General features: G+C 51.9%; 30 protein-coding genes. 19 read left to right on the forward strand and 11 right to left on the reverse strand.

Translation table 11 applies throughout. The features are described from left to right. Window positions 1-49 precede the first annotated feature (49 nt). Window positions 50-988, forward strand: coding sequence for a beta-ribofuranosylaminobenzene 5'-phosphate synthase family protein (locus ACMXD4_RS09320; protein ID WP_415880565.1), 939 nt, complete (start codon window positions 50-52; stop codon window positions 986-988). Between the two features lie 8 nt (window positions 989-996). On the opposite strand, the gene soxZ is transcribed toward ACMXD4_RS09320, so the two are convergent. Together soxZ and ACMXD4_RS09330 are read right to left on the reverse strand one after the other, a co-directional pair. Next, entirely contained in the window at window positions 997-1308 is a 312-nt protein-coding gene (soxZ, locus tag ACMXD4_RS09325) for a thiosulfate oxidation carrier complex protein SoxZ (protein WP_101051947.1), read from the reverse strand. A gap of 1 nt (window position 1309) precedes the next feature. Continuing rightward, window positions 1310-1768: a thiosulfate oxidation carrier protein SoxY gene (locus ACMXD4_RS09330; RefSeq protein ID WP_415880566.1), complete on the reverse strand. Its 459-nt coding sequence runs from the start codon at window positions 1766-1768 to the stop codon at window positions 1310-1312. Window positions 1769-1890: 122 nt separating this feature from the next. Here ACMXD4_RS09330 and ACMXD4_RS09335 point away from each other — a divergent pair, with 122 nt between their 5' ends. Beyond that, on the forward strand, window positions 1891-2085 hold the full coding sequence (locus ACMXD4_RS09335; RefSeq protein ID WP_033156590.1) for a hypothetical protein: 195 nt from the start codon (window positions 1891-1893) through the stop codon (window positions 2083-2085). Between the two features lie 94 nt (window positions 2086-2179). Here ACMXD4_RS09335 and ACMXD4_RS09340 read toward each other — a convergent pair whose 3' ends face one another. From ACMXD4_RS09340 to nagZ, 3 genes are read right to left on the reverse strand one after another with little or no spacing between them, the layout of a single operon-like run. Next, complete coding sequence (locus tag ACMXD4_RS09340; RefSeq protein ID WP_415880567.1) at window positions 2180-2923, reverse strand: S-methyl-5'-thioinosine phosphorylase; 744 nt, start codon at window positions 2921-2923, stop codon at window positions 2180-2182. After that, the gene (locus ACMXD4_RS09345) at window positions 2920-3465 is read right to left on the reverse strand and encodes a hypoxanthine-guanine phosphoribosyltransferase (protein ID WP_415880824.1); all 546 of its coding nucleotides are present in this window, start codon (window positions 3463-3465) and stop codon (window positions 2920-2922) included. Before ACMXD4_RS09345 ends, ACMXD4_RS09340 begins: the two co-directional genes overlap by 4 nt. Continuing rightward, a complete protein-coding gene (gene nagZ / locus ACMXD4_RS09350; protein ID WP_415880568.1) occupies window positions 3458-4474 on the reverse strand; it encodes a beta-N-acetylhexosaminidase in 1017 nt (338 codons plus the stop codon). The genes ACMXD4_RS09345 and nagZ overlap by 8 nt, the downstream gene beginning before the upstream one ends. A gap of 62 nt (window positions 4475-4536) precedes the next feature. Here nagZ and fliL point away from each other — a divergent pair, with 62 nt between their 5' ends. Then, entirely contained in the window at window positions 4537-4944 is a 408-nt protein-coding gene (fliL, locus tag ACMXD4_RS09355) for a flagellar basal body-associated protein FliL (RefSeq protein WP_033156742.1), read from the forward strand. Between the two features lie 450 nt (window positions 4945-5394). Next, a complete protein-coding gene (locus ACMXD4_RS09360) occupies window positions 5395-6471 on the forward strand; it encodes a PA0069 family radical SAM protein (RefSeq protein ID WP_415880569.1) in 1077 nt (358 codons plus the stop codon). A gap of 7 nt (window positions 6472-6478) precedes the next feature. Here ACMXD4_RS09360 and ACMXD4_RS09365 read toward each other — a convergent pair whose 3' ends face one another. From ACMXD4_RS09365 to ACMXD4_RS09380, 4 genes are all read right to left on the reverse strand, one after another. Beyond that, complete coding sequence (locus ACMXD4_RS09365; protein ID WP_415880570.1) at window positions 6479-6850, reverse strand: hypothetical protein; 372 nt, start codon at window positions 6848-6850, stop codon at window positions 6479-6481. Next, complete coding sequence (locus tag ACMXD4_RS09370; RefSeq protein ID WP_033156585.1) at window positions 6847-7209, reverse strand: NifB/NifX family molybdenum-iron cluster-binding protein; 363 nt, start codon at window positions 7207-7209, stop codon at window positions 6847-6849. The genes ACMXD4_RS09365 and ACMXD4_RS09370 overlap by 4 nt, the downstream gene beginning before the upstream one ends. 156 nt (window positions 7210-7365) lie before the next feature. Next, the gene (locus ACMXD4_RS09375; protein ID WP_415880571.1) at window positions 7366-8760 is read right to left on the reverse strand and encodes a DUF6513 domain-containing protein; all 1395 of its coding nucleotides are present in this window, start codon (window positions 8758-8760) and stop codon (window positions 7366-7368) included. Next, complete coding sequence (locus tag ACMXD4_RS09380) at window positions 8757-9293, reverse strand: flavoprotein (RefSeq protein WP_415880572.1); 537 nt, start codon at window positions 9291-9293, stop codon at window positions 8757-8759. The genes ACMXD4_RS09375 and ACMXD4_RS09380 overlap by 4 nt, the downstream gene beginning before the upstream one ends. Before the next feature lie 226 nt (window positions 9294-9519). Between ACMXD4_RS09380 and ACMXD4_RS09385 the strand changes: the two genes are divergently transcribed. Beyond that, complete coding sequence (locus tag ACMXD4_RS09385) at window positions 9520-11121, forward strand: MinD/ParA family ATP-binding protein (protein ID WP_415880573.1); 1602 nt, start codon at window positions 9520-9522, stop codon at window positions 11119-11121. Window positions 11122-11130: 9 nt separating this feature from the next. On the opposite strand, the gene ACMXD4_RS09390 is transcribed toward ACMXD4_RS09385, so the two are convergent. Continuing rightward, window positions 11131-11832, reverse strand: coding sequence for a ComF family protein (locus ACMXD4_RS09390; protein WP_415880574.1), 702 nt, complete (start codon window positions 11830-11832; stop codon window positions 11131-11133). A 70-nt stretch (window positions 11833-11902) separates the two neighbouring features. Between ACMXD4_RS09390 and bioB the strand changes: the two genes are divergently transcribed. From bioB to ACMXD4_RS09440, 10 genes are all read left to right on the forward strand, one after another. Then, complete coding sequence (bioB, locus tag ACMXD4_RS09395) at window positions 11903-12892, forward strand: biotin synthase BioB (protein ID WP_415880575.1); 990 nt, start codon at window positions 11903-11905, stop codon at window positions 12890-12892. Continuing rightward, on the forward strand, window positions 12892-14052 hold the full coding sequence (bioF, locus tag ACMXD4_RS09400) for an 8-amino-7-oxononanoate synthase (protein ID WP_415880576.1): 1161 nt from the start codon (window positions 12892-12894) through the stop codon (window positions 14050-14052). The genes bioB and bioF overlap by 1 nt, the downstream gene beginning before the upstream one ends. Then, window positions 14049-14810, forward strand: a complete 762-nt coding sequence (gene bioH / locus ACMXD4_RS09405; RefSeq protein ID WP_415880577.1) for a pimeloyl-ACP methyl ester esterase BioH — start codon at window positions 14049-14051, stop codon at window positions 14808-14810. Before bioF ends, bioH begins: the two co-directional genes overlap by 4 nt. Continuing rightward, window positions 14807-15595, forward strand: coding sequence for a malonyl-ACP O-methyltransferase BioC (gene bioC / locus ACMXD4_RS09410; protein WP_415880578.1), 789 nt, complete (start codon window positions 14807-14809; stop codon window positions 15593-15595). Before bioH ends, bioC begins: the two co-directional genes overlap by 4 nt. Then, a complete protein-coding gene (gene bioD, locus ACMXD4_RS09415) occupies window positions 15592-16269 on the forward strand; it encodes a dethiobiotin synthase (RefSeq protein ID WP_415880579.1) in 678 nt (225 codons plus the stop codon). The genes bioC and bioD overlap by 4 nt, the downstream gene beginning before the upstream one ends. 73 nt (window positions 16270-16342) lie before the next feature. Next, complete coding sequence (locus tag ACMXD4_RS09420) at window positions 16343-16738, forward strand: bacteriohemerythrin (protein ID WP_415880580.1); 396 nt, start codon at window positions 16343-16345, stop codon at window positions 16736-16738. A gap of 253 nt (window positions 16739-16991) precedes the next feature. Further along, window positions 16992-18122: a cytochrome c oxidase subunit II gene (gene coxB, locus ACMXD4_RS09425; RefSeq protein ID WP_415880581.1), complete on the forward strand. Its 1131-nt coding sequence runs from the start codon at window positions 16992-16994 to the stop codon at window positions 18120-18122. A 53-nt stretch (window positions 18123-18175) separates the two neighbouring features. After that, complete coding sequence (gene ctaD, locus ACMXD4_RS09430; RefSeq protein WP_033156574.1) at window positions 18176-19792, forward strand: cytochrome c oxidase subunit I; 1617 nt, start codon at window positions 18176-18178, stop codon at window positions 19790-19792. A 155-nt stretch (window positions 19793-19947) separates the two neighbouring features. Next, window positions 19948-20490, forward strand: a complete 543-nt coding sequence (locus ACMXD4_RS09435) for a cytochrome c oxidase assembly protein (RefSeq protein ID WP_205450427.1) — start codon at window positions 19948-19950, stop codon at window positions 20488-20490. Between the two features lie 11 nt (window positions 20491-20501). Further along, window positions 20502-21377 carry a cytochrome c oxidase subunit 3 gene (locus ACMXD4_RS09440; RefSeq protein ID WP_033156572.1) on the forward strand — a complete coding sequence of 292 codons (876 nt, stop codon included), beginning with the start codon at window positions 20502-20504 and terminating at the stop codon, window positions 21375-21377. Between the two features lie 63 nt (window positions 21378-21440). On the opposite strand, the gene ACMXD4_RS09445 is transcribed toward ACMXD4_RS09440, so the two are convergent. Next, window positions 21441-21794: a twin transmembrane helix small protein gene (locus tag ACMXD4_RS09445; RefSeq protein ID WP_415880582.1), complete on the reverse strand. Its 354-nt coding sequence runs from the start codon at window positions 21792-21794 to the stop codon at window positions 21441-21443. On the opposite strand from ACMXD4_RS09445, the gene ACMXD4_RS09450 reads away from it, so the two are divergent. Genes ACMXD4_RS09450 through ftsE form a run of 4 tightly spaced genes read left to right on the forward strand, consistent with a single transcriptional unit; the run spans window position 21787 to window position 25758 of the window. Beyond that, entirely contained in the window at window positions 21787-22530 is a 744-nt protein-coding gene (locus tag ACMXD4_RS09450; RefSeq protein ID WP_415880583.1) for an SURF1 family protein, read from the forward strand. The two genes, ACMXD4_RS09445 and ACMXD4_RS09450, sit on opposite strands and share 8 nt — an antisense overlap. Then, on the forward strand, window positions 22523-23110 hold the full coding sequence (locus ACMXD4_RS09455; protein ID WP_415880584.1) for a hypothetical protein: 588 nt from the start codon (window positions 22523-22525) through the stop codon (window positions 23108-23110). The genes ACMXD4_RS09450 and ACMXD4_RS09455 overlap by 8 nt, the downstream gene beginning before the upstream one ends. 4 nt (window positions 23111-23114) lie before the next feature. After that, window positions 23115-25082: a signal recognition particle-docking protein FtsY gene (gene ftsY, locus ACMXD4_RS09460; RefSeq protein ID WP_415880585.1), complete on the forward strand. Its 1968-nt coding sequence runs from the start codon at window positions 23115-23117 to the stop codon at window positions 25080-25082. Window positions 25083-25101: 19 nt separating this feature from the next. Further along, window positions 25102-25758, forward strand: coding sequence for a cell division ATP-binding protein FtsE (ftsE, locus tag ACMXD4_RS09465; RefSeq protein WP_033156568.1), 657 nt, complete (start codon window positions 25102-25104; stop codon window positions 25756-25758). Window positions 25759-25760: the final 2 nt, after the last annotated feature.

Consider the following 25760-nt stretch of genomic DNA (forward strand, 5'->3'; position numbering starts at 1 on the left):
CTCCTTAGTATTTGACGGAATCCAGGTGGTGAAAGCGCGGTACCAATCAGTGACGGTCATAGCACCGGCTCGCTTGCATATGGGCTTTATCGATTTAAGCGGGGCTTTGGGGCGGCATTTCGGTAGCATCGGTTTGGCGCTGAACGAAATCAATACCCAGCTCAGCATAACCGCCGCGGATACCCTGCAAGTCAGCGGTCCGTCCGCCGAGCGCGCGCTGAAATGTACCCGGCAATTTTGTCAGCTGCTGGGCGTTTCCGATGCACTCAATATCACTATCGACCATGCCATTCCTGAACATATTGGCTTAGGATCGGGTACGCAAATGGCTCTGGCTGTTGGTGCAGCGTTGAATGCTTTTTACGGTTTGGATCTGTCGGTGCGGGAAATAGCCCAACTCTCTGATCGCGGTGCGCGTTCCGGTATTGGTATCGGTATCTTCGAAACAGGCGGCTTGGTGGTGGACGGCGGTCGCGGACCCGACACCAAAACTCCGCCCATGATTGCGCAAATGGCGGTGCCGGGAGACTGGCGGTTTATTTTGGTGTTTGATCAACGCGGCCAAGGTTTGCATGGCGAACAGGAGGTCAGCGCTTTTCAGCAATTGCCGCCGTTTCCGCAAACCCAGGCCGAGCGCTTATGTTACTTGCTATTGATGCAGGGTTTGCCGGCGTTGGCTGAAGGCAATCTTAATAAATTCGGCGAAGTGATTACTGCGTTGCAGCAGGCGGTGGGCGAACACTTCGCGCCGGTGCAGGGTGGGGTGTTTACCAGTCCGGATGTTGCGGCAGCGATGGCTAGTCTGGCTGAGCACGGCGCGGTGGCGGTAGGTCAAACTTCGTGGGGGCCGACCGGATTTTGCGCGGTTGCCAACCCGCAACGGGCTGAGGAACTGCTGGCGCAGTTGGAACGGCAATTTGCTGCATCGCCGTTGAGTTTTCTGGTGGCTAGCGCCCGAAATCAGACCGCCGAAATTATTCTTAACTAGCCTATGCTTCAGTCGAGCACGTGCTCGGCGTGATCTTGGTTTTGTCTATTGTCAGTCCATTCGGCACTGAGTCTATCGCCGCTATTTCCTGCTTTTAATCTAAACGTAAAAAACGGATTTTTGGATAGGCTGCCGGCCATATTGGTGGTTAGGATTAGTTGATCGTTTAATTTAACCAGTAACCGCTCGATAAAATGCGCCGGAATCAATTCGCCGTTGGCGTCGCGATTGCGGCCGTTTTCCATCGGGTGCGTGATCAGCAATTTAACTTCCGTATAGCCGTCGCGCCGTTGGCTTCTGATTTTTATACTGTTAGCCATATCAACCTGTTCCGCAGCCGCCGCGCATCACATTAACCCAGCGGCTGGTGCGCAGTAGCGCTCCGTTGTGTTCCGCAAGCAAAATCACGTTGCAAGATCCCGCTAATTTAATCCGCGCCGTGAGCTGGGGTGCGATGAGTGGTGTGAGTTCGAATTCCGCCAGCAGCGGCGTGGGATTTTTATCGGCGAATAGATACAGTTTCTCGATGCCTTCCAGCTCGCTGGTAATGCTGACCGGTACCACCGCGCCATCTTCAGCAATCTCGGGCAGGATCAAATTGAGTTGGTTGCTGTTTGTCACCGTTCGCTGATCGATAAGTTGCGTGTAAAGGGTGATGAAGTCGTCGGCGGCAAAATGCGTTGCCAACCTCTCGGCAAGGACGTTTGCGAATTTGCCGGTCAATAAAGCCGCGGTCAGCAAAATACCGGAGTGCTTTAGAAATAGGCGGCGACTAGGCATGAAATTCAACAACCATAAAAAGTTTGATGTATATCAAAAAATATAAGCTTCCGTTTGTTATCTTTTGCTCCGTTGAAATTTTTTCAGCACCACCATCACAAACAACAAAAGGAAGGTACAAAATGAGTGAAGTACAAGAAAAAGATAATTTCTGGCTCTATATCGTCATTGCTGTCGTACTGGCGGCTGGCGCCGTACTGATGGTAAAAAATGCCGAGCATGATAAATATGCTACTGCGGCAAAAAATATCGCCGAAGACTCCGCCAACTCAGCTTACCGCAATGATGTACTTCACAGCGGTGGCACGAAAAGATAAGCGCTTTGCAAAGGTTCGGGAAATGTAATCTGCGTTTCCCAAATTCGCGGATTTTGGCGGGGCATCCGGGTCTCGTCAAAATCCGTTTCCGTTTCTAATAGTCGTTGAATAATACGGTTGCTTTCAACAAGGCGATGGCATTGGCCATGCCAACTTCCAAGTTTTTCTCGATCTCGGCCATGGTGATTTCGCCCTCGACCACGCCGGCCGCCCAATTCGCAACCACCGAGATGTTGGCATAAGCCAAACCCAATTCCCGTGCCAACGCGGCTTCCGGCATGCCGGTCATGCCCACCAAATCGCAACCGTCGTTAGCCATGCGTTTAATTTCGGCAACCGTTTCCAGCCTTGGCCCTTGGGTGCAGCCGTAAGTGCCTGATGGGGTTAGGGAAATGTTTGCCTGTTGCGCGGCTTGAATAATTCTTGCGCGTAAGGAGGGTGTATACGGTTCGGTGAAATCGATATGCGTGACATGCTCCAGATCGTCGGCAAAAAACGTATGCTCGCGGCCGTAGCTGTAGTCTATCAATTGATCCGGAATGGCAATAACGGCTGGCGCCATTTTCGCGCCGATACCGCCGACCGCCGCTACACCGATAATCTCAGTAACGCCTAGTTGTTTTAAACCCCAGATATTAGCCCGGTAGTTGATCTTGTGCGGCGGGATTCGATGCGGGTTGCCGTGTCTGGCCAGGAACACCAATTTCTTCCCATTTAGCTCACCAAGCAAATAAGGCGCGGAGGGCTCGCCGAAAGGGGTGCTTACGCGTTCTTGACCGATGATAACCAATTCTTCGATTTGGGTGAGGCCGGTGCCGCCGATGATAGCCAATGTCATAGTACTTCCTTGCAGGCAAATACGCCTGGCGCATTTCTCAGATAACCCTTGTAATCCATGCCGTAGCCGAACAAGTAATGATTGGCGACAGTGAGGCCGATAAAGTCGGGCTCGATAGGCTTGGTAATTTGCAAGTCTTTGTCGAACAGCGCGGCGGTATAAACGGCGCTGGCGCCTTGCTCTTGGCAATATTCGACTATCGCTTGTAAGGTATGGCCTTCGTCGAGAATATCGTCCACTACCAATACCGTGCGGCCAGCCAGCGGCGTAGTCGGTTTGAACAGCCAGTGTATATCGCTGCCCGAGGTGGCGTTGCGGTAACGGCTGGCGTGGACGCTATCCAGATTTAACGGAAAGTCCAGGCGCGGCAGTAATTTGCCGGTAGCGATGATGCCGCCGTTGATGACGCACAACACCAAGGGATTACTGTCTTGCAGTTTGTCGGTGATCGCCGCCGCCATGCTATCCAATGCCGCTTCGACTTCCTCGGCGCTGTGGAGCAGCAGTGCTTGCTGTTTAACAATGCCGATTTCTTCAAGCATGGGCTTCATAAAACTCCTTGATTTGTTTGGAAATGGTTTGCCATTTGTCATTTTTTGCCAAAGCATCTTTGTCTAGCTGGCATTTGCCGCGCATCGCTTGCAGGCGTTGTTCGCGTTTGCTGTTTTGGCTGATAGGCAGTTTATCCAGCACTTGTTCGGCGGCTACCGGATTGTTGCATACCAAAAGCATGTCGCAGCCGGCTTGCTGGGCAAGGCCGGCGCGTTCGGTGAAATCGCCTATGCTGGCCGCGCCTTCCATACTCAGGTCGTCACTGAAGATCGCGCCATCGAAACCCAGTTCGCCGCGCAAAATGGTCTGTAACCAGAAGCTGGAAAAGCCGGCCGGGTAACGGTCTACTTGCGGATAAACCACATGAGCCGGCATGATGGCCTCCAGGCCTTGCACTATCAATTGTTTGAATGGCAGTAAATCTTGTCGGCGGATGGTTTCCAGATCGCGTTCGTCGACGGGTAGCGTCAAATGCGAATCCAGTGCCACCGCGCCGTGGCCGGGGAAATGTTTACCGGTGGCGGCCATGCCGGCCGCGCGCATGCCTTGGCGAAACGCGCCGGCCAGTTCTGCGGCTAATTTCGCGTCTTGGGAAAACGAGCGGTTGCCGATGATTTCGCTGACTCCGCAGTCCACGTCCAATACCGGCGCGAAACTGAAATCCACATCCACGGCCAGCAGTTCGCTAGCCATCAGCCAACCGGCGGCTTCCGCCAGTTCGGGTTGCTCGGCGTAATAGGCAGCTGCCGGCAAGCGGGTAAAGCCGTTTTGAAAGCGTTGCACGCGGCCACCTTCCTGATCGACCGCGATCAGGATGTCACCGTTGCGTGCAGCGCGGATCTGTTTGATTAAGTCAGCGACTTGTCGAGGATTGTCGTAGTTTCGGGAAAATAGGATTAAGGCGCCGGTATTGGGATGAGCGATTTTTTCTTTGTCCAGCGCACTGAGGCTGTGGGCCTCGATGTCGATCATGACCGGGCCGATAGCTTGTGGTTTCATGGTGTCAAATGGCGAAATTGGAATATACTTTTGGTGTAGTCACTACATTATATGAGGAATCCGTGCGAACATTTATTTTGTTGATCAGTTTGATGCTGTTGCCGGCGATGACCTGGGCGAACTCCGGCGAGAAAAAAGCCGACGAAAGCGCCGGGCCGGTCATAGAGTATCTGGAGATGAAACCCAAGTTTACCGTCAATCTGGCCGAGCCCAAAAAATACCTGATGTTGAACGTGCAGTTACTGGTGGAAGGTGCCGATCATTTGGAAGTCATTAAAAAGCACATGCCGGTTCTGCGCCATGAAATGATAATGATGCTCAGCGGCATGAAAAGTGCCGACCTGCAAAGCATGGAACAGCGCGAAGCCTTACGCTTGAAAACCAAACAAGTGATAACTGATCTGTTGAGCAAAATTCAAAATAGCGACGGTTTTCGTGATGTGTTTTTCTCGGAGTTTTTAATTAACTAGACGCCGCGGTCATTATTGTCCCAAACAAAACTAAGGCTTGCAGCGATGCGAGCTTTTTTTTGCGCTGTGATTTTTCCCGTTGTTTAAATACCGTTCGCCTTCATGTTCTTGACGGTTATGAAGCTCGGATTTTTCTCGCGGTCGGCGCTCCCATTTCAATAAATAGCTCCCTGCCAGAATGAGTGTGCCAGTGAGGCCGTTTTGATAGCAACCGCCGTTACCGTCGATTTGGCAGCAGATAAATTTACTTTAACCCGGTGGTATATTTAATCAGCAGCTTTTTCATCGTTTGTCTGGTCTTCGTCTGATGAGCGTTCAAGAGCGGATGTAAGATTAGACGCTGAACCGGTAAAGCCAATGTCGGGTGGCAAAATCTGTGCGACTATCTGGAGATTGGCGCGTGCTGGGTATATCCCTTTGCCCAGTTATCAATTGCTTGAAGATGATGCTATGCCTAAGCCATTAATTTACAAAGGTCGCGCCAGTATCAGTAATGCAGTCGGTCGGTTTGAAAAATTGAACAGGCAGGCTGAAGACGATGGCTGGGGCTGTTTGGATGCAGCGTTGCCGCCGTTGCCCACCGAAGTCATTATCGATAGCAGCAAATCGGTGATTACCTATAACGATTCACCGGATATTCCGTTTGATCGGTCGATAAACCCGTATCGCGGTTGCGAACACGCCTGTATTTATTGCTTTGCCCGTCCAACCCATGCCTACTTGGGCTATTCCGCCGGGTTGGATTTCGAGAGTAAAATTCTGGTTAAACCCGACGCGGCCCGGTTGTTGCGCGAAGAGCTGGCCAAACGCAATTATCGCTGCGCGCCGCTGGCCTTGGGAACCAACACTGATCCTTATCAACCGTTGGAACGGCAACAGCGCATCATGCGGCAAATTTTGGAAGTGCTATCAGAGACCCGGCATCCGGTCAGTATCGTCACCAAATCGGCTTTGATCGAACGCGACATTGATATTTTGGCGCCGATGGCCGGGCAGGGTTTGGTTGCCGTCTACCTGTCGATTACCACGCTGGACAGAACGCTGGCGCGCACCTTGGAGCCGCGCGCGGCCGCGCCGCAACGTCGCTTGGAGGCGGTTGCCCGCTTGCGGGAAGCCGGGATTCCGGTTGGCGTGATGCTGGCGCCTTTAATCCCTGTTCTCACCGATTACGAACTGGAAAGCATCGTCAGCGCAGCTCATAAGGCCGGTGCGCAAAGTGTGCAATACATCCTGTTGCGCCTGCCCTTGGAAACGGCGGATTTATTTGCAGAATGGCTGCAACAAAACTTCCCGATGAAAGCTGAGCACGTGATGAATCGAGTCAGGGACAGCCGCGGCGGCAAAGCTTACGATGCGGGGTTTCATCAACGCCAAACGGGCAGCGGCAGCTATGCCGATTTGCTGGCGCAGCGTTTCAAGTTAATCAGCAGAAAGCTGGATTTAACCAGTTCGCTACCGGCGTTGCGTAGCGATTTATTTCGTCCACCAAGCTTGGGTGGACAGCTGAGTTTCGATTTTTTCGATTGAACGCGACTTAGGCTTCCGTTTCTTCTACATCCCGGCGCTCCAGCAAGCCTTGCTCGCGGATCATGGCTTTAAAGCCCTTCATCACCGGCCGGGAAATCGCGGTTTCCGCCATCAGACGTTTTTCGTAAATCAGATTTTTCAGGGCTTCGTCGTCTTCGCGAGTGCGGGCGGTTGTAATCAAGGGATGTAGATCGTCTTGCAGCAGTTGCCCGGGCAAGTGTTTGACGCAGTCGTACAGCAGCGCCATCACCACTTTTTCGGTCGGCCGCATCTTGCATTTGCCGTCGATGATTTTCAGCATCACCGTCACCGCGCAATCGACGTGAATCGGACTGAGGGGGTGATCTTTCACCCATTGCTGCACATGCTCAGGGGTCATCCGATCTCCTCGCCGGCTGCGGTGCGCTTGGCATAGTCCAGCAAGGATTCTTCAACCGCCGCATAGGCGTATTCAGAAACCGCGCGCACGCCGATGGCATGGACTTTGGCGGTGGGACCGTCGCCGATACGCGCCACGAACACTGCGTAACAGTCTTTAATGGTTGCCAAAATGCCGGGCATTGCGGACTCGTCGGCATGCTGGCCCAGGCAGTAATTGGCCACTTCGCGGGTTTCTAATAATTCGCAACTGGCTTCGGAGACGCTATACACGGAAAACTTCGTGGCATGGCCGAAATGTTCGTTGATGGAAATATTGTCCTTGGTGGCGACCGCCAGTTTTAACGGAAACTCGGGCATGTGTGAGGGCTCGTTCGGGTGAATGGGGTTTAGCCAAGATGCAAGCAAGACCAATACCAAATGAACTGAGCCTGGAATAGTGGGGTTTTGGCGAGACTAATGCAGAAATGGATTGAAGCTTTGTTGAGTTTACGACAAGCGCAACCGACAAACGGCTTAGTCTTCGTGCTTTTTTAGGGTGTTGCCGGCGGGTTTGAAGGTATGTAAATCCACCGCCGGCTCGCTGCCTTGCGCGGCACAGCCCCAACTCAATTGCTGATCCTGGGTGAAGCGCTTGCCCAACTGCCAGGCTATCTCGGCTCGGGCCAGTTCCACGCCCAGATAAAAAGCATGGCCGCCATCGGTTTCTACCTGCAACTTGGGGTACAAATCAAACGGGTCGAGCGCGGTGTGTAGGCCGTCGCGGTTAAACACATGGATGCCGTCGCTGCTGACCTGGATGCGGTAGCTGGGGTCTTTAATTTCCGCTGCCAGACTTTCGATTTCCGCGCGGCTGTTCAAAAACGGCGAACTGTCATGCACGGTCAGCAAATCGGGAGCGATGTGCTTGGGCAGGGTGTTGTGCTGCTTGGCGGTGTACATGATGCGGCGGGCGCTGTCGGCTTCCTTGATCGCGCGGCGCGCGTGTTTACTCACTTCCGTTGCCAGAATATGGTTAATATTCAACTCCGAACAAATCCCCAACAAAATCGCGTTGACGCCGGAGGTGTCGGCGTGGGTCAGTTCGGTGAGATTGCCGACGCCCATCATCATTTCCACGTCCGGATAGCGGCGGCGGAATTCGTGATTGCGGACGATGGAGTCGGTGAAGCCGAAGTGGATTGGATCGAGGATAGGATCGACGATGAAGTCGCGGTTTTTCGCACTCAAGATTTCGATGGCTTTATCCAGCGTGCTCAAGTCGCCGTGGGTTTCCGGAATCAGAATCGGCGTGGTCGCTACCTCGTCGGCAATCCATAGACTCTTGGCGGTCAAGCTCAGCATGTAATCGGCGCCGGCTTTACCGCCGGCCAACAAATCGGCGTCTTCCAGCGAATCGATGCTGACGGTGAAACCTTCTTGCTTCAAGGTGCGGATGCAATCGGCCAGATGCGGAAACGGCGTGCCGGGCAGGCAGCCGATGTCGATCACATCCGCGCCGTTGGCTTTGTAATAATAAGCGCGCTCAATCACCGCCTCGACACTGATGCTAGGCGCGTCGGTGATTTCCGCGAAAATTTTGGTTTGGTATTGGCTAAGGTCGTAATGCTGAGCGGCCATGCCAAAATGCTGCGGCAAGTCCTTGATTTCCTCCGGACCGCGTTCGAACGGCACGCCGAAATGTCGGGCTAGAGTATCCAGGTCGCCGCGGCAGCGGCCTGGTAAAATCACCCGGTCAGCGCCTTGCGCGTCTGGCAGCCGGCGGATGATCATGTCGCTGGTAATCAACGCCGCCACCGTTACGCCCATCACATACACCTTGTATTGAAAGTCGGGCTGCATTTTTTCCAAAACTTGCCGGACTTGTTTCTCCGCCAGCCGGCCGGTGATGAACAGGATGCGTTCGGTCATAGACTGGCTAATCGCGTGTTGACGGCGACGATTAGCTGCTCGACATCATCAACCACTTGCGTATACGGAAAACTGCGGATTTTGTCGGTGGCTTCCAGGTCGATAGGGCGCGGATAGACCATGAATTTTTTCTTGCCGGGTGCGGTGGTTTCAATCTCCGGCTGGGTGTCGCAAGGGTAAACGATGCTGGGCACGCGGCATTTGCCGGCCTGGGAATACAGGTTAGTGACCAACGAATCGGCGATGCCCAACACGCATTTAGCAATGGTATTAGAAGTGGTGGGGGCCATGACAAAGGTGTGGTAATAACCTTTGTAGAACAAACCGACCGGTGGCGCCGAGGCGGCTTTATCCCGATACACCGGCATCTTGGCGCGGATGTCGTCCAGGCGAATACCGTACATTTTCAAGACTTCCTCGCCGGCTTGGCTCAAATACAAATCAACATTATCCAGCGTCAGCATGTATTCAAGACATTCTTCTATATAGTGTCCGGAGCCGGTAATAGCCCAGGCGAGACGCGGTGTGGTCATGGCATGTGTAGTCGTTTTGTGGACGGGGCATTATACGTGAAGACGGTGGCTAATCGACCATTCGCCGGCGATACGGTCAGGGCTGTCGCTTATGTGCCGACATTTACAATTTGGTTTGTTGTATGAATTCATGAATTTATAAGATTGGGCTTACAATATTGCTCGAATTCGGCTGGTTTGGTTTGCCGATCTATACGCGACCTAAACAGCCTATTTCATTGCCATCATGGACAGTTTATATATCTCAGAACAAGGCCCATCAAAACCGCACCTTATCGTGTTTGCCGGTGCCAAGAGCGGCGTCGGTAAAACCAGTGTGGTGGCTAATGTAGCGGCGGCAATGGCATTGCGCGGCAAGCGGGTCTGCGTAGTCGATGTTGATACCGGCTTGTCCAATATCAATACATTGCTCGGGCTGCGGCCGGCACATCGCTTGGAGCAGGTGTTACGCGGTGAAAAGGCCATTGCTGAGGTGTTGCTGAAAACCGGCGACGGTGTTGGCGTCGTGTCAGCTGCGCATCTAATGGGTGGTGCGCCGGTCTCCGCCGAGCAGACACATAGGCTGGCGGCTGCGTTGGCGGATCTGGAAACGCAATTCGATTATTTTTTGATCGACACGGCTGCGACGCATACGGAAACGCTGTTGCGCTTTATCGAATTGGCGCAATCAACTTTTTTAGTGGTCAGCGGTGATCCTGCGGCGCTAACCGATGCCTTTGCGCTGCTGAAGTCTTTGAATACCCGCCAGTATACGGGCAGCCTGCGCGTCGTGGTCAATCAGGCCGTGGACTACCCGGCTGCGACCGATACCTATCGGCGGTTTGCCGCCGTGGCGGAAAAATGCTTGAAATTGAAAGTGGAGTACGGCGGCTTTGTGATTCGCGACGAGAATCTGCCCAAAGCCGTGGCTTTACAGATGTCGGTAGTGGATTTGGCCGTCAACTCCCCGGCCAGTCGCTGTTTGCTGGCCTTGGCGGATAATATTATCAAGCACATCGGGTGCGAAACCGCAGGTACCGGGTTGGTGGAGTACTGGCAAAGGCTGTTAAGCGCTACGCCGACCAGGCAAATTGTGGGTGATGATGCCGATGCTGAGCCGGTTAACGCGCTAAGTCCTGCTGATAGAGCGGAAATGAGTATCAGTGAGTTGAGTCGGAGGTTGTTGTTGGCGATGAAGCAGCAACTGCTCGATCAACCGGCGCTGGAACGCTTTATCGGCGAATTTGTAGAAACCTACTGCGAGCAATTCGGCCGTTTTCCGAATGCCTTCAAGCCGCTGTTTTATCGCTGGCTGGAAACCGAAAATTATACCGAGCCCAGATTGGTCGAACTGGTGGCGACGCTGGAGGCTTTGCATGCGATGCGTTATCAACGGCCAATGTTCAGCCTGGAAGAAAATGCGGCGCGATTGGTGGCGCAGCTACAAGGACAGCAAGAACGGCATAAAAACTTAGTGGAACAATTATGCGCGGCTTATCGGCAGGCTTTTCACACTGAGGTATTCGATGCCGAGCAGATGTTGCTGGAACGCATGCAGGCCGAGGATTTCACCGAACAGCATTTCGAAGAATTGCTGCAAAAATTGCGGGACGGCTTTCAGACCCGCTTTAAACGGCCTTACCAAAGTCGGCACGAGTTGGCGCTAGCGTCGGCGGTCGAGGCTTTAAATGTCATGGGCGTCGATCAACACAATTTGCAGGATGAAATAACTATGCTGATGCACGGTTTTCAAATGCTGGGCTCACGGAGGGAAAAATTGCTGACTACTCTTAATGCCTTGCAAAATTCCGGTTTACCGCTGGCAGCCTCGGCCGTCCGGGATAATTAAGACGGTATTTTAGGCTCGCGCGCAAACCCAGACGTCGACCTTGCCGACTCCGGCTTGTTTTAGCGTGGCGGCCAGCGCCGAGGCAGTAGCGCCGGTAGTCATGACATCATCAATAATTGCGACATGTTGAAACGTCAGTGGCTTAACAATCTTGAAAGCCAGGCGCATGTTTTTCCGGCGTTGCTTGGCAGGTAAGCCGGTTTGGTGGCCGGTATCGCGCTGGCGAACGCAGCTATACAAATCCAGCGGAATGCGGAGCTGCCGGGATAAATGCCGGGCAATTTCTATCGATTGATTGAAGCCGCGTTCGCGGTAACGCTTGGGATGCAACGGTACGGGTAACAGACAATCCGGCAGTTCCGCGCTATCGGCAATATGCTCGGCCAGCAGGGCCGCGATTAAGCGGGCGTTTTTATAATCGTTGGCAAACTTTAATTGGCCGATCAAATAGCGCATCTGGCTTTGGTATAAAAACGGCGCATAGGTCTCGTCGAAGGCCGGCGATTTTTTCAGGCAGCGGCCACAGAGTTGCGGCATATCAATCGCGGTCTCGAAATGTTCTCCGCAACGGTAGCAGCACGAAAGATTGCGCGGCAGGTCGGTCAAGCAGCCCAGGCACAAATCCAAATCGCCGTATCCCGGGCTTGCGCATAACACGCAACGTGGCGGCAGCAATTTCTTCTGTATAATGTTCAGCCAGTTGTTTACCATAATTTTAAATACAGGTTGATGAGTCGGTGTCCGACGCCGGTTTCGTCCTCACTTTTCGGAGATTATCAGAATGTCTGCAAGCCAGAAACCCTTGGAATCAACGGCCACCATCCGTCACGATTGGCAATTACACGAAGTCGAAGCTTTGCTGGCGCTACCGTTTAACGATTTGATTTTTCAGGCGCAAAGCGTGCACAGGGTGTATTTCGATCCCAACGAGATCCAGGTGAGCAGTTTGTTAAGCATCAAAACCGGTTCCTGCTCCGAGGATTGCGGCTATTGCCCGCAAAGTGCGCGCTATGATTCTGACTTAAATCCGGAAGCCCTAATGCCGGTTGACGCCGTCTTAAAAGCCGCGCAGCAAGCCAAGGAGCAGGGCGCGTCGCGGTTTTGCATGGGTGCGGCTTGGCGTAGTCCGAAGGACAGAGACATCGAAAGAGTCGTGGAAATGGTGCAGGGCGTGAAAGCGCTGGGTATGGAAACTTGCGTAACGCTAGGTATGCTCAGCGATAAGCAGACCCAAGCCTTGAAGGACGGCGGCCTGGATTATTACAACCACAATCTGGATACTTCGGAAGATTACTATTCGGAAATCATCACCACCCGCACTTATCAAGACCGTTTGGATACGCTGGAACGGGTACGTGATGCCGGCATCAATGTATGCTGCGGAGGGATAGTTGGAATGGGCGAATCGCAAACTGACCGCGCCAAATTGTTGTTGCAACTGGCGAATATGCCCAAGCATCCGGAAAGCGTCCCAATCAATATGTTGGTGCAGGTGGAAGGTACGCCATTGCACGGCACCGAAGCGCTGGATCCTATCGTGTTTGTGCGTACCATCGCTGTGGCCAGAATTCTAATGCCGCAGTCGCGGGTACGCCTGTCGGCTGGCCGCAAAGCAATGAGCGACGAGATGCAGGCTTTGTGTTTCCTGGCCGGCGCCAACTCGATTTTCTATGGCGATAAACTGCTGACCACCGATAACCCGATGACTAACCACGACCAGCAATTGTTCGAACGTTTGGGCGTTAAAATGGGCGGTTCCAGCTACGCCTAATGGCCAATAATTTCTACGACTTTGCCGGCCAGCTGCGGCAGCTGGAGCGCGATAACCTATATCGGCGCCGCAGGGTAGTCGATGGTCCGCAAGGCATTACGCTGAATGTCGATGGCCGGCAGCTAATCAATTTTTGCAGTAACGACTATCTGGGGCTGGCTAATCATCCTGAGGTTGCTGCAGCGTTTAAAGCTGGTGTCGATCGCTTCGGAGTTGGCAGCGGTTCTGCGCATCTGATTTGCGGTCACAGTAGCGCGCATCATGCTTTGGAAGAAGAATTGGCGGCCTTTACCGGTCGGGAGCGAGCCTTGCTATTTTCGACCGGTTATATGGCCAATCTCGGCGTGATTTCGGCATTGTTGGGTCGCGGCGATACGGTATTGGAGGATCGCTTGAATCACGCTTCTTTGTTGGACGGCGGTTTGTTGTCACGGGCGCGTTTTCAGCGCTATCGGCATGCCGATTGTGAAGATTTGCAGACTAAGCTCGCTGCGGCTTCCGGGAAGGCTTTGGTGGTCAGCGACGGCGTGTTCAGCATGGATGGCGATTTGCCGCCATTGCCCGCCATGGTTGAGTTAGTCAAACAGCGTCATGCCGGTTTATTGATCGACGATGCCCACGGTTTTGGCGTACTCGGTAAAAACGGCGGCGGCGTTGTCGAGCATTTTGGTTTGAGTCAGGATGACGTACCCATTCTAATCGGGACTTTGGGCAAGGCATTTGGGACCTTCGGCGCCTTCGTGGCCGGTTCCGAGGATTTGATCGAGATGCTGATTCAAAAAGCCCGGAGTTATGTCTTCACCACCGCCTTGCCGGCGGCTGTGGCCGAGGCGACACGCGCCAGTTTGCGGGTGTTGCAAAGTGAGTCCTGGCGCCGCGAACAATTGCAAAATCTGATCCGCCGTTTCCGAAAAGGTGCGCAGCAACAAGGTTTGCTACTGATGGATTCTTTTACCGCGATCCAGCCCGTTCTGATTGGCGAAAGCGGCCAAGCCTTGGCGGCTAGTCAGCGCTTACTGGAACAAGGGTTTTGGGTCAGTGCGATCCGACCGCCGACCGTACCGCCCGGCAGTGCGCGCTTGCGGATCACTTTTTCCGCCAATCATACCGAACAGCAGGTCGATGCGTTGCTTGACGCATTGTCCAAGGCTTTGCCATGACCGGTATTCATAGAGAAATATACGGCCGGGGATTACCGTTGGTCATGCTGCACGGTTGGGCGATGCATAGCGGCATTTGGCGCGAGTTTGCCAGGCAACTGGCTCGGCATCGCCAGGTGATTTGCCTGGATTTGCCCGGTCACGGCCGCAGTGCCGGTTTGGATGCATATGACCTGTCGGCTATTACGTCCGCTTTATTTGACGCGATTCCGGTCAATCGTTTTAGCTTGTTAGGTTGGTCGCTGGGTGCGACGGTGGCTTTGGATATGGCGGCGCGCCGTCCGGAACGAGTGCAGTCGTTGTTTTTGCTGTCCGGCAATCCTAAATTTGTCAAAACTGCCGATTGGCCGGGAGTGAGGCCGGAAGTGTTGGATGGTTTTGTCGCCCAACTTAGCGATGACACGAAATTGACCTTGCAGCGCTTTTTGGGTTTGCAAGTTCAGGGCTTGCCGGAAAGCCGGCAGTTGTTACAGCAATTGCGCTTGGCAGTACATGAGTGCGATGCGCCGGCGCGCGATGCGTTGCAGGGTGGTTTGCAAATTCTGAAAAATAGCGATTTGCGCAAGTCCGTGGTGGGCTTGCACTGTCCGACCACGGTCATGCAAGGCGATAAAGATACTTTGATTCCGGTACAAACCGGGCAAGCTGTAAAGACTTTAAGCACGCGCGTCAAACTACATGTTCTGGCAAGTGCCGGACATGTGCCATTTTTATCGCACGCCCAGCAGCTATGCGACATCGTTGCTGCGGCTGAATGAGTTTTGCCGTGTTGGATAAAGCTAAAATTAGGCGTTCGTTTGCGGCGGCGGCTGGGAGTTATGATTCGGCGGCGATGTTGCAACGCCAGGTGGGATTAGCCTTGCTGCAAAAATATCCGTTGCGATCCGCACCGGGCTGGGTGCTGGATATTGGGTGCGGCACCGGTTTTTTGACGCGATGTTTGCCGTTAGATGGTCTGAATCAGTCTTGTTTGGCATTGGATATTGCATTGCCCATGCTGCAAGCGTCGCGACGGAACAACGGTGCTGTATCGGTAGAATATGTTTGTGCCGATGCCGAAAAACTACCTTTTGCGGATAACAGTCTGCAACAAGTTTATTCGAATCTGGCCGTGCAGTGGTGTCAGGACTTGCCGGCGGTATTTGCCGATGTGCGGCGATTATTGCGTCAGGATGGGCAGCTGGTATTTTCAACCTTCGGTCCGGAAACTTTAAAAGAACTGAAAGCCGCTTGGACCGGTGTCGACGACTTTGTTCATGTTAACGATTTTTATAGTGCGGGGCAGATTGGCGGTTTTTTAAGGGCTGCTGGTTTTGGGCGGGTTGATGTGGATACTGTGATGTATCGTTTATCTTACCCCACGGTACTGGCTTTGATGCATGAGCTAAAAGACCTGGGGGCGCATAATGTTAGCGATGCCAGAAATCGGCGACCCACCACCCGTTCGCAATTGCAGCGCATGATTCGGCGCTACGAGAACAGTATGGTAGGCGGTGAAGTAGTGGCCAGCTATGAAATTATTGTCGTGCGGGCAAGGTTATGAAATCCGCGTTCTTCATTACCGGTACGGATACTAACGTCGGCAAAACCTGGGCGACGATTGCCTTGATGCGCTACCTGCAAATGCAAGGCTTGAGTACGGTGGGGATGAAGCCGGTGGCCGCCGGCTGTGAATGGCATAACGGAATGCTGAAAAATTCCGATGCGCTACTGATGCAGCAATACGCTTCGGTGTCACTGGAATACCGGGAAATCAATCCCTACGCTTTTGAAGCGGCAATATCCCCGCATTTGGCTTGCGGTGGTGTAGATGTTTCAGTGGATGTTGTTTCAGATGGGTTTACCCGCTTACAACAACGGGCTGATGTGGTACTGGTCGAGGGTGCGGGCGGCTGGTATTCGCCAATGAGCGGGGTTTTGGACAACGCCGGTCTGGCGCAAGCCTTGCGTTTGCCGGTGATTCTGGTGGTGGGTGTCAGGCTGGGTTGTATCAATCACGCGCGCTTGACTATGTCGGCCATACATCAGGCCGGCTTGTCTTGTGCCGGTTGGGTGGCGGTGCAAATTGATCAGGCTATGCCGGGTTTTGACGGTAATCTAACGTATTTGCTTGAGCGTCTGGATGCGCCTCTATTAGGGGTTTTGCCGTTTTCAGCCGCCGGCGATTTTGATGTGTTAGCGTCGCAAATTGAGTTTGCCAAACTGGCAAAAAGTTGATGTAAATCAAAAAAAATGAAGAGCAGATGTTCAAAATGACGACTCCATTACAAAAACAACCAGGAGACGTTATATGGCTTTAATTACTTGGACTGCGGCTCAATATGGCACTAATGTCGGATTTGCCGACCAAGAGCACCAAACCTTGTTCGGTTTGCTGAATAAACTGTACGATGAAGCCACGGGCGGCGCCGCGCGCGCAACCGTTGGCGCTTCGCTGGATGCGCTGATTGCCTATGTGGTTGATCACTTTGCTCACGAAGAAAAGGAAATGGTGGCAAAGGGCTTTGCTGGTTATGATAGGCACAAAGCCGAGCACGAAGCGTTGATCGGTATCTGCGCGGATTTACAGAAAAAATTTCATGCTGGCGAAGCCGAAGTCACCGAAGACGTGGGGCAATTGGTCAAAAGCTGGTTGGATAGCCATATTCCTAAATTCGACATGGCGTATTCTGACGCATTGAAGTAATGACAGCATAAATCTGTCTCTATTACGCAACAAAAGGCTTGCGAGCAGCGATGCTCCCAAGCCTTTTTTATGTGTATTTTTTACAAACGGGAAAACCTCTTCTGGTTTGTGGGTGAGTCATGGGTTAAAATTGCCCAGTTAATTTATGATAATTATCAGTAAATGGAATTGTTCGCCGGTTAAAGGGTCTTGCGACGATATTACGAAGATATAACGCATACAAGTTTATAACTACCAATGGGGAGGCTGCTCCGTGAAGAAAACAAAGCAACTGCTCGCTTGTTTAGTCCTGATGGCTTTAGGCTTGGGGACTGCGCATGCGGACTATACACTCAACCTGATGAAGGGCGTGACGCAACTCAGTAACGAGCTCTACGATTTGCACATGCTGATTCTGTGGATCTGCGTGTTTATTGGGATCGCGGTGTTCGGCACTATGTTTTACTCGATTTATCATCATCGTAAATCAAAGGGCCATAAAGCCGAGCAGTTTCATGAGAATACGACTGTTGAGATCATCTGGACCATCATTCCCACCCTGATTCTGGTGGGTATGGCGATTCCTGCCACCAAAGCCGTAATCGATTTGGACAAGGTGCAGGACTCAGAGATGAGCATTAAAGTCACCGGTAAACAATGGTATTGGGAGTATGAATACCTGGATAGCGGCGTGCATTTCGAAAGCCATTTAGACGAGGCCAGCGAAAAAACTCATAGGGTCAGTTCCATGGACCCGCGTAACGTGCCCAATTACTTGTTGAACGTGGACAAGCCGCTGGTGGTGCCGGTTGGTAAGAAAATCCGCTTTCTGTTTACTGCTGGCGACGTGATTCACTCCTGGTGGGTGCCTGATCTGGGCTGGAAAAAAGACGCCAACCCCGGTTTTATCAACGAAGCTTGGACTTCAGTTGATAAACCAGGCACTTACCGCGGCCAATGTACCGAGCTATGCGGTCGAGACCATGGCTTTATGCCTGTGGTAGTGGTGGCGATGGAACAGGATCAATACGACGCCTGGGTGAAAGCGAATCTGGAGAAACAGAACCAAGCACCTGATTTGAGCGACCAAACCCGCAACACGCTGATGGCAAAAGGTGAATCTGTTTATCTGAAAAACTGCGTGGCTTGCCACCAGATCGATGGTAACGGCATCTCCGGTTGGTTCCCCGCTTTGCGAGGCAGCGCGAAAGTCACCGGCAATATGGATCAGCTGATTGGTTTTATACAGGCAGGTACGAGCAAAATGCCGGCCTTCAAAAAATTGCCGGATGACGAATTGGCCGAACTGATCACTTACATCAGAAACGCGCCGGCATTGGGTAACAACGTGGGTGATGAGATTCAGCCTAATAAAATCACACCTAAATGGGACGATGATGAGTAATTCACTGATTTTCGCAATGAACTCATTTTCTAATTTTTGCTGAGGTATAAAGTATGACTGCTGTCGTAGCTGAACATGATGATCACCACGATCACCACGATCACGGCCCTGAGAAGGGCGTTTTACGGTGGATATTTACCACCAACCACAAAGATATAGGCACCTTGTATCTGGTATTTGGTCTGGCAATGTTTTTTGTCGGTGGTGCCATGGCATTGGTGATACGCTCTGAATTATTCGAGCCAGGCCTGCAATTTGTCGATCCAAACTTCTTTAACTCCATGACCACCATGCATGCTTTGGTGATGGTGTTCGGCGCCGTCATGCCGGCGTTCGTTGGCTTGGCAAACTGGATGATTCCGATGATGATCGGTGCGCCGGATATGGCCTTGCCACGGATGAACAACATGAGCTTCTGGATGTTGGTGGCAGGCGTATTGTTGTTGGCCAGCACTTTGTTCATGGAAGGTGGCGCGCCATCGGGTGGTTGGACTTTTTATCCGCCTTTGGTTTTCCAAAACGGTAAATCCTTTCCGTTCGCTATTTTCTCTGTGCATTTGTTGGGTATCTCATCCATCATGGGTGCTATCAATGTGATCGCCACCATTTTTAATATGCGCGCTCCTGGCATGACCTTGATGAAAATGCCATTGTTCGTTTGGACTTGGTTGATCACTGCGTTCTTGTTGATCGCCATCATGCCGGTATTCGCCGGTGCGGTGACCATGTTGTTGACCGACAAATTCTTCGATACCAGCTTCTTCGATGCAGCCGGCGGCGGTGACCCGGTGTTGTATCAACACATTTTCTGGTTCTTCGGTCACCCTGAAGTGTATGTCATGATTCTGCCGACCTTCGGTGTGGCGTCGACCATCATTCCGGTATTTGCCCGTAAGCCGCTGTTTGGATATGCCTCTATGGTGTATGCGACCGGTGCGATTGCCTTCTTGTCTTTCATCGTTTGGGCTCACCACATGTTTACCGTCGGTATGCCAGTCGCCGGTGAGTTGTACTTTATGTACGCCACCATGCTGATTGCGATTCCGACCGGCGTAAAAGTGTTCAACTGGACCGCTACGATGTGGAAGGGCTCGATGACCTTCGAAACACCGATGCTGTTTTCGATTGCGTTTGTGGTGCTGTTCACGATGGGTGGTTTCACCGGTTTGATGATGTCGGTAGCGCCGGTGGATTTTCAATACCACGATACCTATTTCATCGTTGCCCACTTTCACTACACCTTGGTGCCTGCGTCTATTTTCATTCTGATGGCTGCCGGATATTTTTGGTTGCCTAAATGGACCGGCAATATGTACAACGAGAAGATCGGCAAGCTGCATTTTTGGTTGTCAGCGGTATCGGTAAACATCTTGTTCTTCCCGCAACATTTCCTGGGTTTGGCTGGCATGCCGCGTCGTATCCCCGATTATGCGATTCAATTCGCCGATTGGAATATGGTGTCCAGTATTGGTGCTTTCATCTACGGTTTTAGCCAGCTGTTGTTTGTGTACATCGTCATCGACACCATCCGCGGTGGAACCGGCGAAAAAGTGAGTGACGAGGTTTGGGAAGATGCCAGCAAACACAGTCTGGAATGGACCGTGCCTTCGCCTGCGCCTTATCACACCTTCAGCACACCGCCGGCGAGAATCCCTACCGAGCATTTTTAAGGCTTGAAATGAGTGACTGAAATAAGCCATGTCAGTTGACATGGCTTATTGGGTAATGAAATGGATACAAAAAAGAAAAACATTTTGACGGCTTTGGTGTTGTTTGCGGTGGCCTTTACGATATACGTATTTGCGGTTATTAAGGCTATCTCGCAATGAGCGACGATATTGGGCAAAAAAATATCAAGTTGGTCCGTAAGCTGGCGCTTGTCGCAATTGCCATGTTTGGTTTTGGTTATGCTCTGGTGCCACTTTACGATGTGCTTTGCGATTTAACCGGTTTGAACGGTAAAGTTGAAGGTCAAGCGGTTCAGGAGGCGGCGTATCAGGTGGATAAAAATAGGGAGGTGACTGTCGAGTTTCTCACGTCCTTAAACGAGTCCACTCCGATGTTGTTCCGTTCAGAAGTGAAAAGCATGAAAGTGCATCCCGGTGAATACTACACCGTTAATTTTTATGCCAAAAATACCACTAACAAGCCGATGATTGCCCAAGCGATACCTAGTATTACTCCCGGCTTGGCGGCAGAGTTTTTTAAAAAGACTCAGTGTTTTTGCTTTTCTGAACAAACTTTTGCAGCAAACGAAGAAAAAACCATGCCGGTTCGTTTCGTTGTGGAGCCGGCGTTACCCGAACGCTATAAGACCGTCACGCTTGCATACACTTTTTTTGATAACACTAACATCAGTAAAAAATAGAGGGGAAGGATATGTCTACACACGATAGTTATTACATACCGCATAAAGCCGTATGGCCGGTTTTGGCTACCGGCGGTTTGATGATGACGCTGGCGGGGTTTGCTAATCATCTGAACGGTTCGTCGATCGGTTCCGGCATGATGCTGACGGGTTTTGTGATATTTTTGGTGATGCTGGGGTTGTGGTTTGCGTTGCAGTCCACAGAGAGCGAATCCGGTATGTACAACCACGGTGTCGGTATTTCTTATCGTATGGGCATGATGTGGTTCATTTTTTCCGAAGTCATGTTCTTCGCCGTTTTCTTCGGTGCACTTTGGTACACACGTAATTTGTCCGTGTCTTGGCTGGGTGAAACCGGCTTTCCAAGCGGGCCGGGCCGTTCGACACACGATACTTTGTGGCCGGCTTTTCAATCAGTTTGGCCTACCAACGGTCCCGGTAAAGTAGGTGGTGATTTCGAACCGATGGGTGCGTTTGGTTTACCGTTTCTGAATACCTTGTTGCTGTTGTCCAGCGGTGTAACTTGTACTTGGGCGCATCACGGTTTGTTAGCAAAAAATCGCGATCAACTGATCAAAGGTTTGATCGCTACTGTTGGTTTGGGCTTTTTGTTCGTAGCATTCCAAGCGACCGAGTATTACGAAGCCTACCATGAAATGGGTTTGACTCTGGGTTCGGGCATCTACGGTTCAACCTTTTTTATGTTGACCGGTTTTCACGGTTTCCATGTCTGTGTCGGTGCAATTATTTTATCGGTCGTGTTGTTCAGAAGCTGGAAAGGTCATTTCACGCCGGAAAACCACTTTGCCTTCGAAGCAGCCGCTTGGTACTGGCATTTTGTCGACGTGGTCTGGTTGGGTCTGTTCGTGTTTGTTTACATGATGTAACAGCTGTTAATCAAACCGGAAAAAGCGCGGTCTTTGCGGATCGCGCTTTTTTTTTGTCGATTTTTAAGGGTTTGACGTTGCAGTTGCTGGATTTTGGTTGGCATGCATGCGGGCACCGATGCCGTGGGGTTGAACCATGCCTGTGGTGTACGCGATGAACAGTAGGACGAATAAGGCCAGCGAGAGACCGATACGCATGGTTAAAGCCTTGGCGGTCTTGGCCGAATCGCTGTCTTCCTTGTGTTTGACAATATGAAACAGTGCGGACCCGAGGCTGACGACGATGGCCAGGAATGCGACGATAGTGAGCGTTTTGATGAGCATGGCGGCAAAAATAAATAAAAACCTGCATTCTCGGCGATTCAGGTACGCTTGCCAATAGCACATATCCACACAGGAGCAGTTACCGATGATCAAATTTAGTATGCGGGGTATCGAATTCCGTTGTTCATTACTCGCATTAAGCGGATATCTGCTGTTATTCGGTTTGTTGTGCGGTTTGGGGGTTTGGCAATTGGGACGCGGCGAACAGAAGGCGGTTTTACTGGCGCAACAGCAAGATGTTGTCAACGCGGAAGCCTTGGATTTAACGCTTCAAACCGGAATAGATAAGGATGTTTTGCGCTATCGACCGGTTTTAGTGACCGGGCACTACGATATTAAACATCAGGTTTTAATCGATAACCAAACGCTAAACGGCAAACCCGGCTATCTGGTTTTAACGCCGTTTTTGCCCGATAGCGGTCAGCCTGGCATATTAGTGAACCGCGGTTGGATCCCGTTAGGCGCTTCCCGCGAAGTTTTGCCGGACATTGGTATCAGCACTGTGACACAACAAGTACGTGGCAGAATTAACCGTTTTCCTGAGCCAGGTCTGAAATTAAAAGGCGCGGAAATTCCGGGGGAAACTTGGCCGGTCAGAGTACAAGTAATAGATAGCCAACTCTTGGCGGATAGGTTGGGATATGCGTTGGCCGATTATCAGATTGAACTCGACTCGGCGCAGCCCGATGGCTATCAACGGCAATGGAAGATTGCTGTGGCAATCCCACCTGAAAAACATAGGGCCTATGCAGTACAATGGTTCGGTTTAGCGCTGACCTTAACAGCCCTATTTATTTGGATTAGTAGTCGAAAAATACACCGTGGATAATCAATATAAAAAAAACCGCATCACCATCGTAGTGATATTCGCCATGTCCATCGTGCCTTTTGGGTTTGCGTGGTTTTTGGCGAAAAATCCGGACATCGTTAAGCTAGGCACCAACAATGGCGTGCTGATCACTCCACCGCAAGTAACCTCGGCTGATGAATTTTCCGGTTACGACACATTTTCCGCGCAAAATATGCAGGAGTTGAAAGGCCATTGGGTGTTGGTCAATCCTGTGCCGAGGGACTGCGGGGAAACCTGTCGCGATGCCTTGTATAAAACCCATCAACTGACATTGATGATGGGTAAAGATATTGCCCGGATTCGCCGCTTGGCGGTGTTGTTTGAAAAAACTTATCAGCTGCCGGCGGAATGGCGCGATGACGGTCGCTTATTAAAAGCCTTGCCAGCCGTCTCCTTAAAGGAAAAGTTAACACAATTAAACGCGCAGCCCTTGCCGGAAGGCATGCTGATCATTATGGACCCACTAGGAAATCTGATGATGCAATATGCTCCGGGCTACGATCCTTACCAAGTCAAAAGCGACTTAAGCAAGTTACTCAGAATTTCACAAATCGGTTAGAAATATGTTCAGAAAATTAACCCTGTGCTGCGCGTTGTTGGCGCTGCTAGTCATCATCGTCGGCGCGTATGTGCGCTTAACCCACGCCGGATTGGGTTGCCCGGACTGGCCTGGTTGTTACGGCAAGGCTTTCGTCAGTGACAGCGCGGAATTTAAAGCCGATGCGGCTGCTGGATTTCCGCAGTATGCCTTGGATACCGCAAAAGCTTGGAAAGAAATGGCTCATCGCTACTTGGCTGGCGGCTTGGCGCTATTAGCGTTGGTTTGGTTTGGATTGGCGTGGGGAGAAAAACCGCGTTCGCCTGCAGTCATGCTGACCACTCTGGTATTGCTGTTGATAGCCGGGCAAGCCGGTTTGGGCATGTGGACGGTGACATCCGGCACGCGGCCCGGCGTCGTAACAGCGCATCTGTTGTTGGGTTTTTTTACGTTTTGGACTTTAGTTTGGAGCTATTTGCGGCTTAATCCGGTTGCCGAAGCAAGGCCGGTTCGTTCCGGCCCCATCCTATTTACCGGTTTGGCGATACTGGTCTTGCTCGCGCAGATTGTGCTGGGCGGGTGGGTCAGTAGCAACTATGCCGGCCTAGCGTGTAGCGATTTTCCGCGCTGTAACAGCGAATGGTTACCGGGCGGCGATTATCTGAGTCTTTTGGATCTGTTCAGGGACAGCGGTCTTTCCGCCGATGCGAAAATGGCGATACAGGCATTGCATCGCGTTTTGGCTGCTTTCACTTTCCTGGTGCTCAGCGCTTTGATGTTGTCCGCTACCTCGGAACGCTATCCGAAACCGGTACGTTTGGCGGGGAATATCCTGAGCCTGCTGCTATTAGTGCAAATTGCGCTGGGGATTTTTAGCGTCAAGTACCAGCTGCCTCTGGCTTTGGCCGTTGCGCATAATGCGGTCGCTGCGTTGCTGATGTTGCCGTTGCTGGGGATTCTATTTTACAGCCGTTATCGCACGGGAACTGAGGACGAAAGTGTAGCTTTCGAAGCCGTCGAGACTGTTGCAACCGAACAGGTGCCCGCGGAAGTATCTCAGGTAAGCAGCGAAGATTCTTTATATTTGCGTTTAACCACCCAGCTGAAAAAAACCAGAACCGGCCTGGGCGGGGTACTGAGCAGCTTGGCATTCGGGCAAAAAGCGCTTACCAAAGAGTTATTGGCGGACATCGAAGCCCAATTATTGATGGCCGACCTGGGTATCGAAACCACCACGCAATTGATTAAACAACTGACCGATAGTCTGGAGCGCGATCAACTCAATGACGGCCAATTATTGGGCCAAACCTTGAAACAAAATTTGTTAGCGATGCTGGAACCGTGCAGTTTGCCACTGCAAATTCCAAAGCAAGATGGGCCGTTCGTGATTCTGGTGGTTGGGGTTAACGGCGCTGGTAAGACAACTTCGATCGGTAAGCTGGCCAAACGCTTGCAGCAACAAGGCCATAGCGTCATGTTGGCGGCGGGCGACACCTTTAGGGCCGCCGCAGTCGAGCAATTGCAAACCTGGGGCGAGCGTAACGATATTCAAGTCGTGGCGCAGCATACCGGCGCTGATTCCGCATCGGTGATTTTCGATGCCTTACAGTCAGCCAAAGCCAAAGGCGTTGATGTATTGATCGCCGATACCGCCGGACGTTTGCATACCAAGTCCAACTTGATGGACGAATTGAAAAAAATCAAACGCATCATGGGCAAACTGGACGAGTCAGCCCCGCACGAGGTATTGCTGATACTGGATGCGGGCACCGGGCAAAATGCTTTGTCGCAAGCTAAACTATTCAACGAAGCGGTAGAACTGACCGGTATTGCCTTGACCAAGCTGGACGGCACCGCCAAGGGTGGCATTATATTCGCGCTGGCAAATCAACTGCATATTCCGATTCGTTTTATCGGTGTGGGTGAGCAAATTGACGATTTGCAGGATTTCAATGCGCAAACTTTCGTCGATGCCCTGTTTGTTCAAGAGTGATGCGCAGTAGCCAGATACCATGTTGAGATTCGAACACGTAAGCAAACGCTATCCCGATGCCGGCGAAGCCTTGACTGATGTCAGCTTTCATTTGCATCGCGGCGAAATGGCATTTTTAACCGGCCGCTCCGGTGCCGGTAAAAGTACCTTGCTGAAGTTAATCGCGATGATGGAGCAATGCACGCGCGGCAGCGTGTTGCTGGATGGTCAGGATATTACGCGCATCGGCGAACGGAAGATCCCCTATATGCGCCGCAATCTGGGTCTGATTTTTCAGGATTACAAACTGCTGAACGATAGAACGGTATTCGATAACGTGGCCCTGCCATTGGTGGTCTCGGGTTATAACCATCAGGAAGTGGCGCGGCGGGTGCGGGCATCCTTGGATAAAGTGGGTCTGTTAGGCAAGGAAAGGAAACATCCCTTGGCCCTGTCCGGTGGGGAGCAACAGCGCGTAGGTATCGCCCGAGCCATTGTCAATAAACCTAAATTAATTCTGGCCGACGAGCCCACGGGCAACTTGGACCCGGATCTGTCCGCCGAAGTGATGTTCATGTTCGAGCAATTCAAACAGGTCGGGGTGACGGTGTTGATAGCCAGCCACGATATAGAGTTGATTAATCATCTCGGCCATCGAGTATTGACGCTCGATAAAGGCCATTTGATAGCGAGTTGACG

It is taken from the genome of Methylomonas sp. TEB (assembly GCF_047777895.1).
Taxonomy (GTDB): Bacteria; Pseudomonadota; Gammaproteobacteria; order Methylococcales; family Methylomonadaceae; genus Methylomonas.

Bases quoted from the DNA above. Each gene is read 5' to 3' on its own strand.
- soxZ (WP_101051947.1), bottom strand. From the start codon at position 1,308: ATGGCTAACAGTATAAAAATCAGAAGCCAACGGCGCGACGGCTATACG.
- ACMXD4_RS09330 (WP_415880566.1), bottom strand. From the start codon at position 1,768: ATGCCTAGTCGCCGCCTATTTCTAAAGCACTCCGGTATTTTGCTGACC.
- ACMXD4_RS09335 (WP_033156590.1), top strand. From the start codon at position 1,891: ATGAGTGAAGTACAAGAAAAAGATAATTTCTGGCTCTATATCGTCATT.
- ACMXD4_RS09340 (WP_415880567.1), bottom strand. From the start codon at position 2,923: ATGACATTGGCTATCATCGGCGGCACCGGCCTCACCCAAATCGAAGAA.
- ACMXD4_RS09345 (WP_415880824.1), bottom strand. From the start codon at position 3,465: ATGCTTGAAGAAATCGGCATTGTTAAACAGCAAGCACTGCTGCTCCAC.
- nagZ (WP_415880568.1), bottom strand. From the start codon at position 4,474: ATGAAACCACAAGCTATCGGCCCGGTCATGATCGACATCGAGGCCCAC.
- ACMXD4_RS09360 (WP_415880569.1), top strand. From the start codon at position 5,395: ATGCCTAAGCCATTAATTTACAAAGGTCGCGCCAGTATCAGTAATGCA.
- ACMXD4_RS09365 (WP_415880570.1), bottom strand. From the start codon at position 6,850: ATGACCCCTGAGCATGTGCAGCAATGGGTGAAAGATCACCCCCTCAGT.
- ACMXD4_RS09370 (WP_033156585.1), bottom strand. From the start codon at position 7,209: ATGCCCGAGTTTCCGTTAAAACTGGCGGTCGCCACCAAGGACAATATT.
- ACMXD4_RS09375 (WP_415880571.1), bottom strand. From the start codon at position 8,760: ATGACCGAACGCATCCTGTTCATCACCGGCCGGCTGGCGGAGAAACAA.
- ACMXD4_RS09380 (WP_415880572.1), bottom strand. From the start codon at position 9,293: ATGACCACACCGCGTCTCGCCTGGGCTATTACCGGCTCCGGACACTAT.
- ACMXD4_RS09385 (WP_415880573.1), top strand. From the start codon at position 9,520: ATGGACAGTTTATATATCTCAGAACAAGGCCCATCAAAACCGCACCTT.
- ACMXD4_RS09390 (WP_415880574.1), bottom strand. From the start codon at position 11,832: ATGGTAAACAACTGGCTGAACATTATACAGAAGAAATTGCTGCCGCCA.
- bioB (WP_415880575.1), top strand. From the start codon at position 11,903: ATGTCTGCAAGCCAGAAACCCTTGGAATCAACGGCCACCATCCGTCAC.
- bioF (WP_415880576.1), top strand. From the start codon at position 12,892: ATGGCCAATAATTTCTACGACTTTGCCGGCCAGCTGCGGCAGCTGGAG.
- bioH (WP_415880577.1), top strand. From the start codon at position 14,049: ATGACCGGTATTCATAGAGAAATATACGGCCGGGGATTACCGTTGGTC.
- bioC (WP_415880578.1), top strand. From the start codon at position 14,807: ATGAGTTTTGCCGTGTTGGATAAAGCTAAAATTAGGCGTTCGTTTGCG.
- bioD (WP_415880579.1), top strand. From the start codon at position 15,592: ATGAAATCCGCGTTCTTCATTACCGGTACGGATACTAACGTCGGCAAA.
- ACMXD4_RS09420 (WP_415880580.1), top strand. From the start codon at position 16,343: ATGGCTTTAATTACTTGGACTGCGGCTCAATATGGCACTAATGTCGGA.
- ctaD (WP_033156574.1), top strand. From the start codon at position 18,176: ATGACTGCTGTCGTAGCTGAACATGATGATCACCACGATCACCACGAT.
- ACMXD4_RS09435 (WP_205450427.1), top strand. From the start codon at position 19,948: ATGAGCGACGATATTGGGCAAAAAAATATCAAGTTGGTCCGTAAGCTG.
- ACMXD4_RS09440 (WP_033156572.1), top strand. From the start codon at position 20,502: ATGTCTACACACGATAGTTATTACATACCGCATAAAGCCGTATGGCCG.
- ACMXD4_RS09450 (WP_415880583.1), top strand. From the start codon at position 21,787: ATGATCAAATTTAGTATGCGGGGTATCGAATTCCGTTGTTCATTACTC.
- ftsY (WP_415880585.1), top strand. From the start codon at position 23,115: ATGTTCAGAAAATTAACCCTGTGCTGCGCGTTGTTGGCGCTGCTAGTC.
- ftsE (WP_033156568.1), top strand. From the start codon at position 25,102: ATGTTGAGATTCGAACACGTAAGCAAACGCTATCCCGATGCCGGCGAA.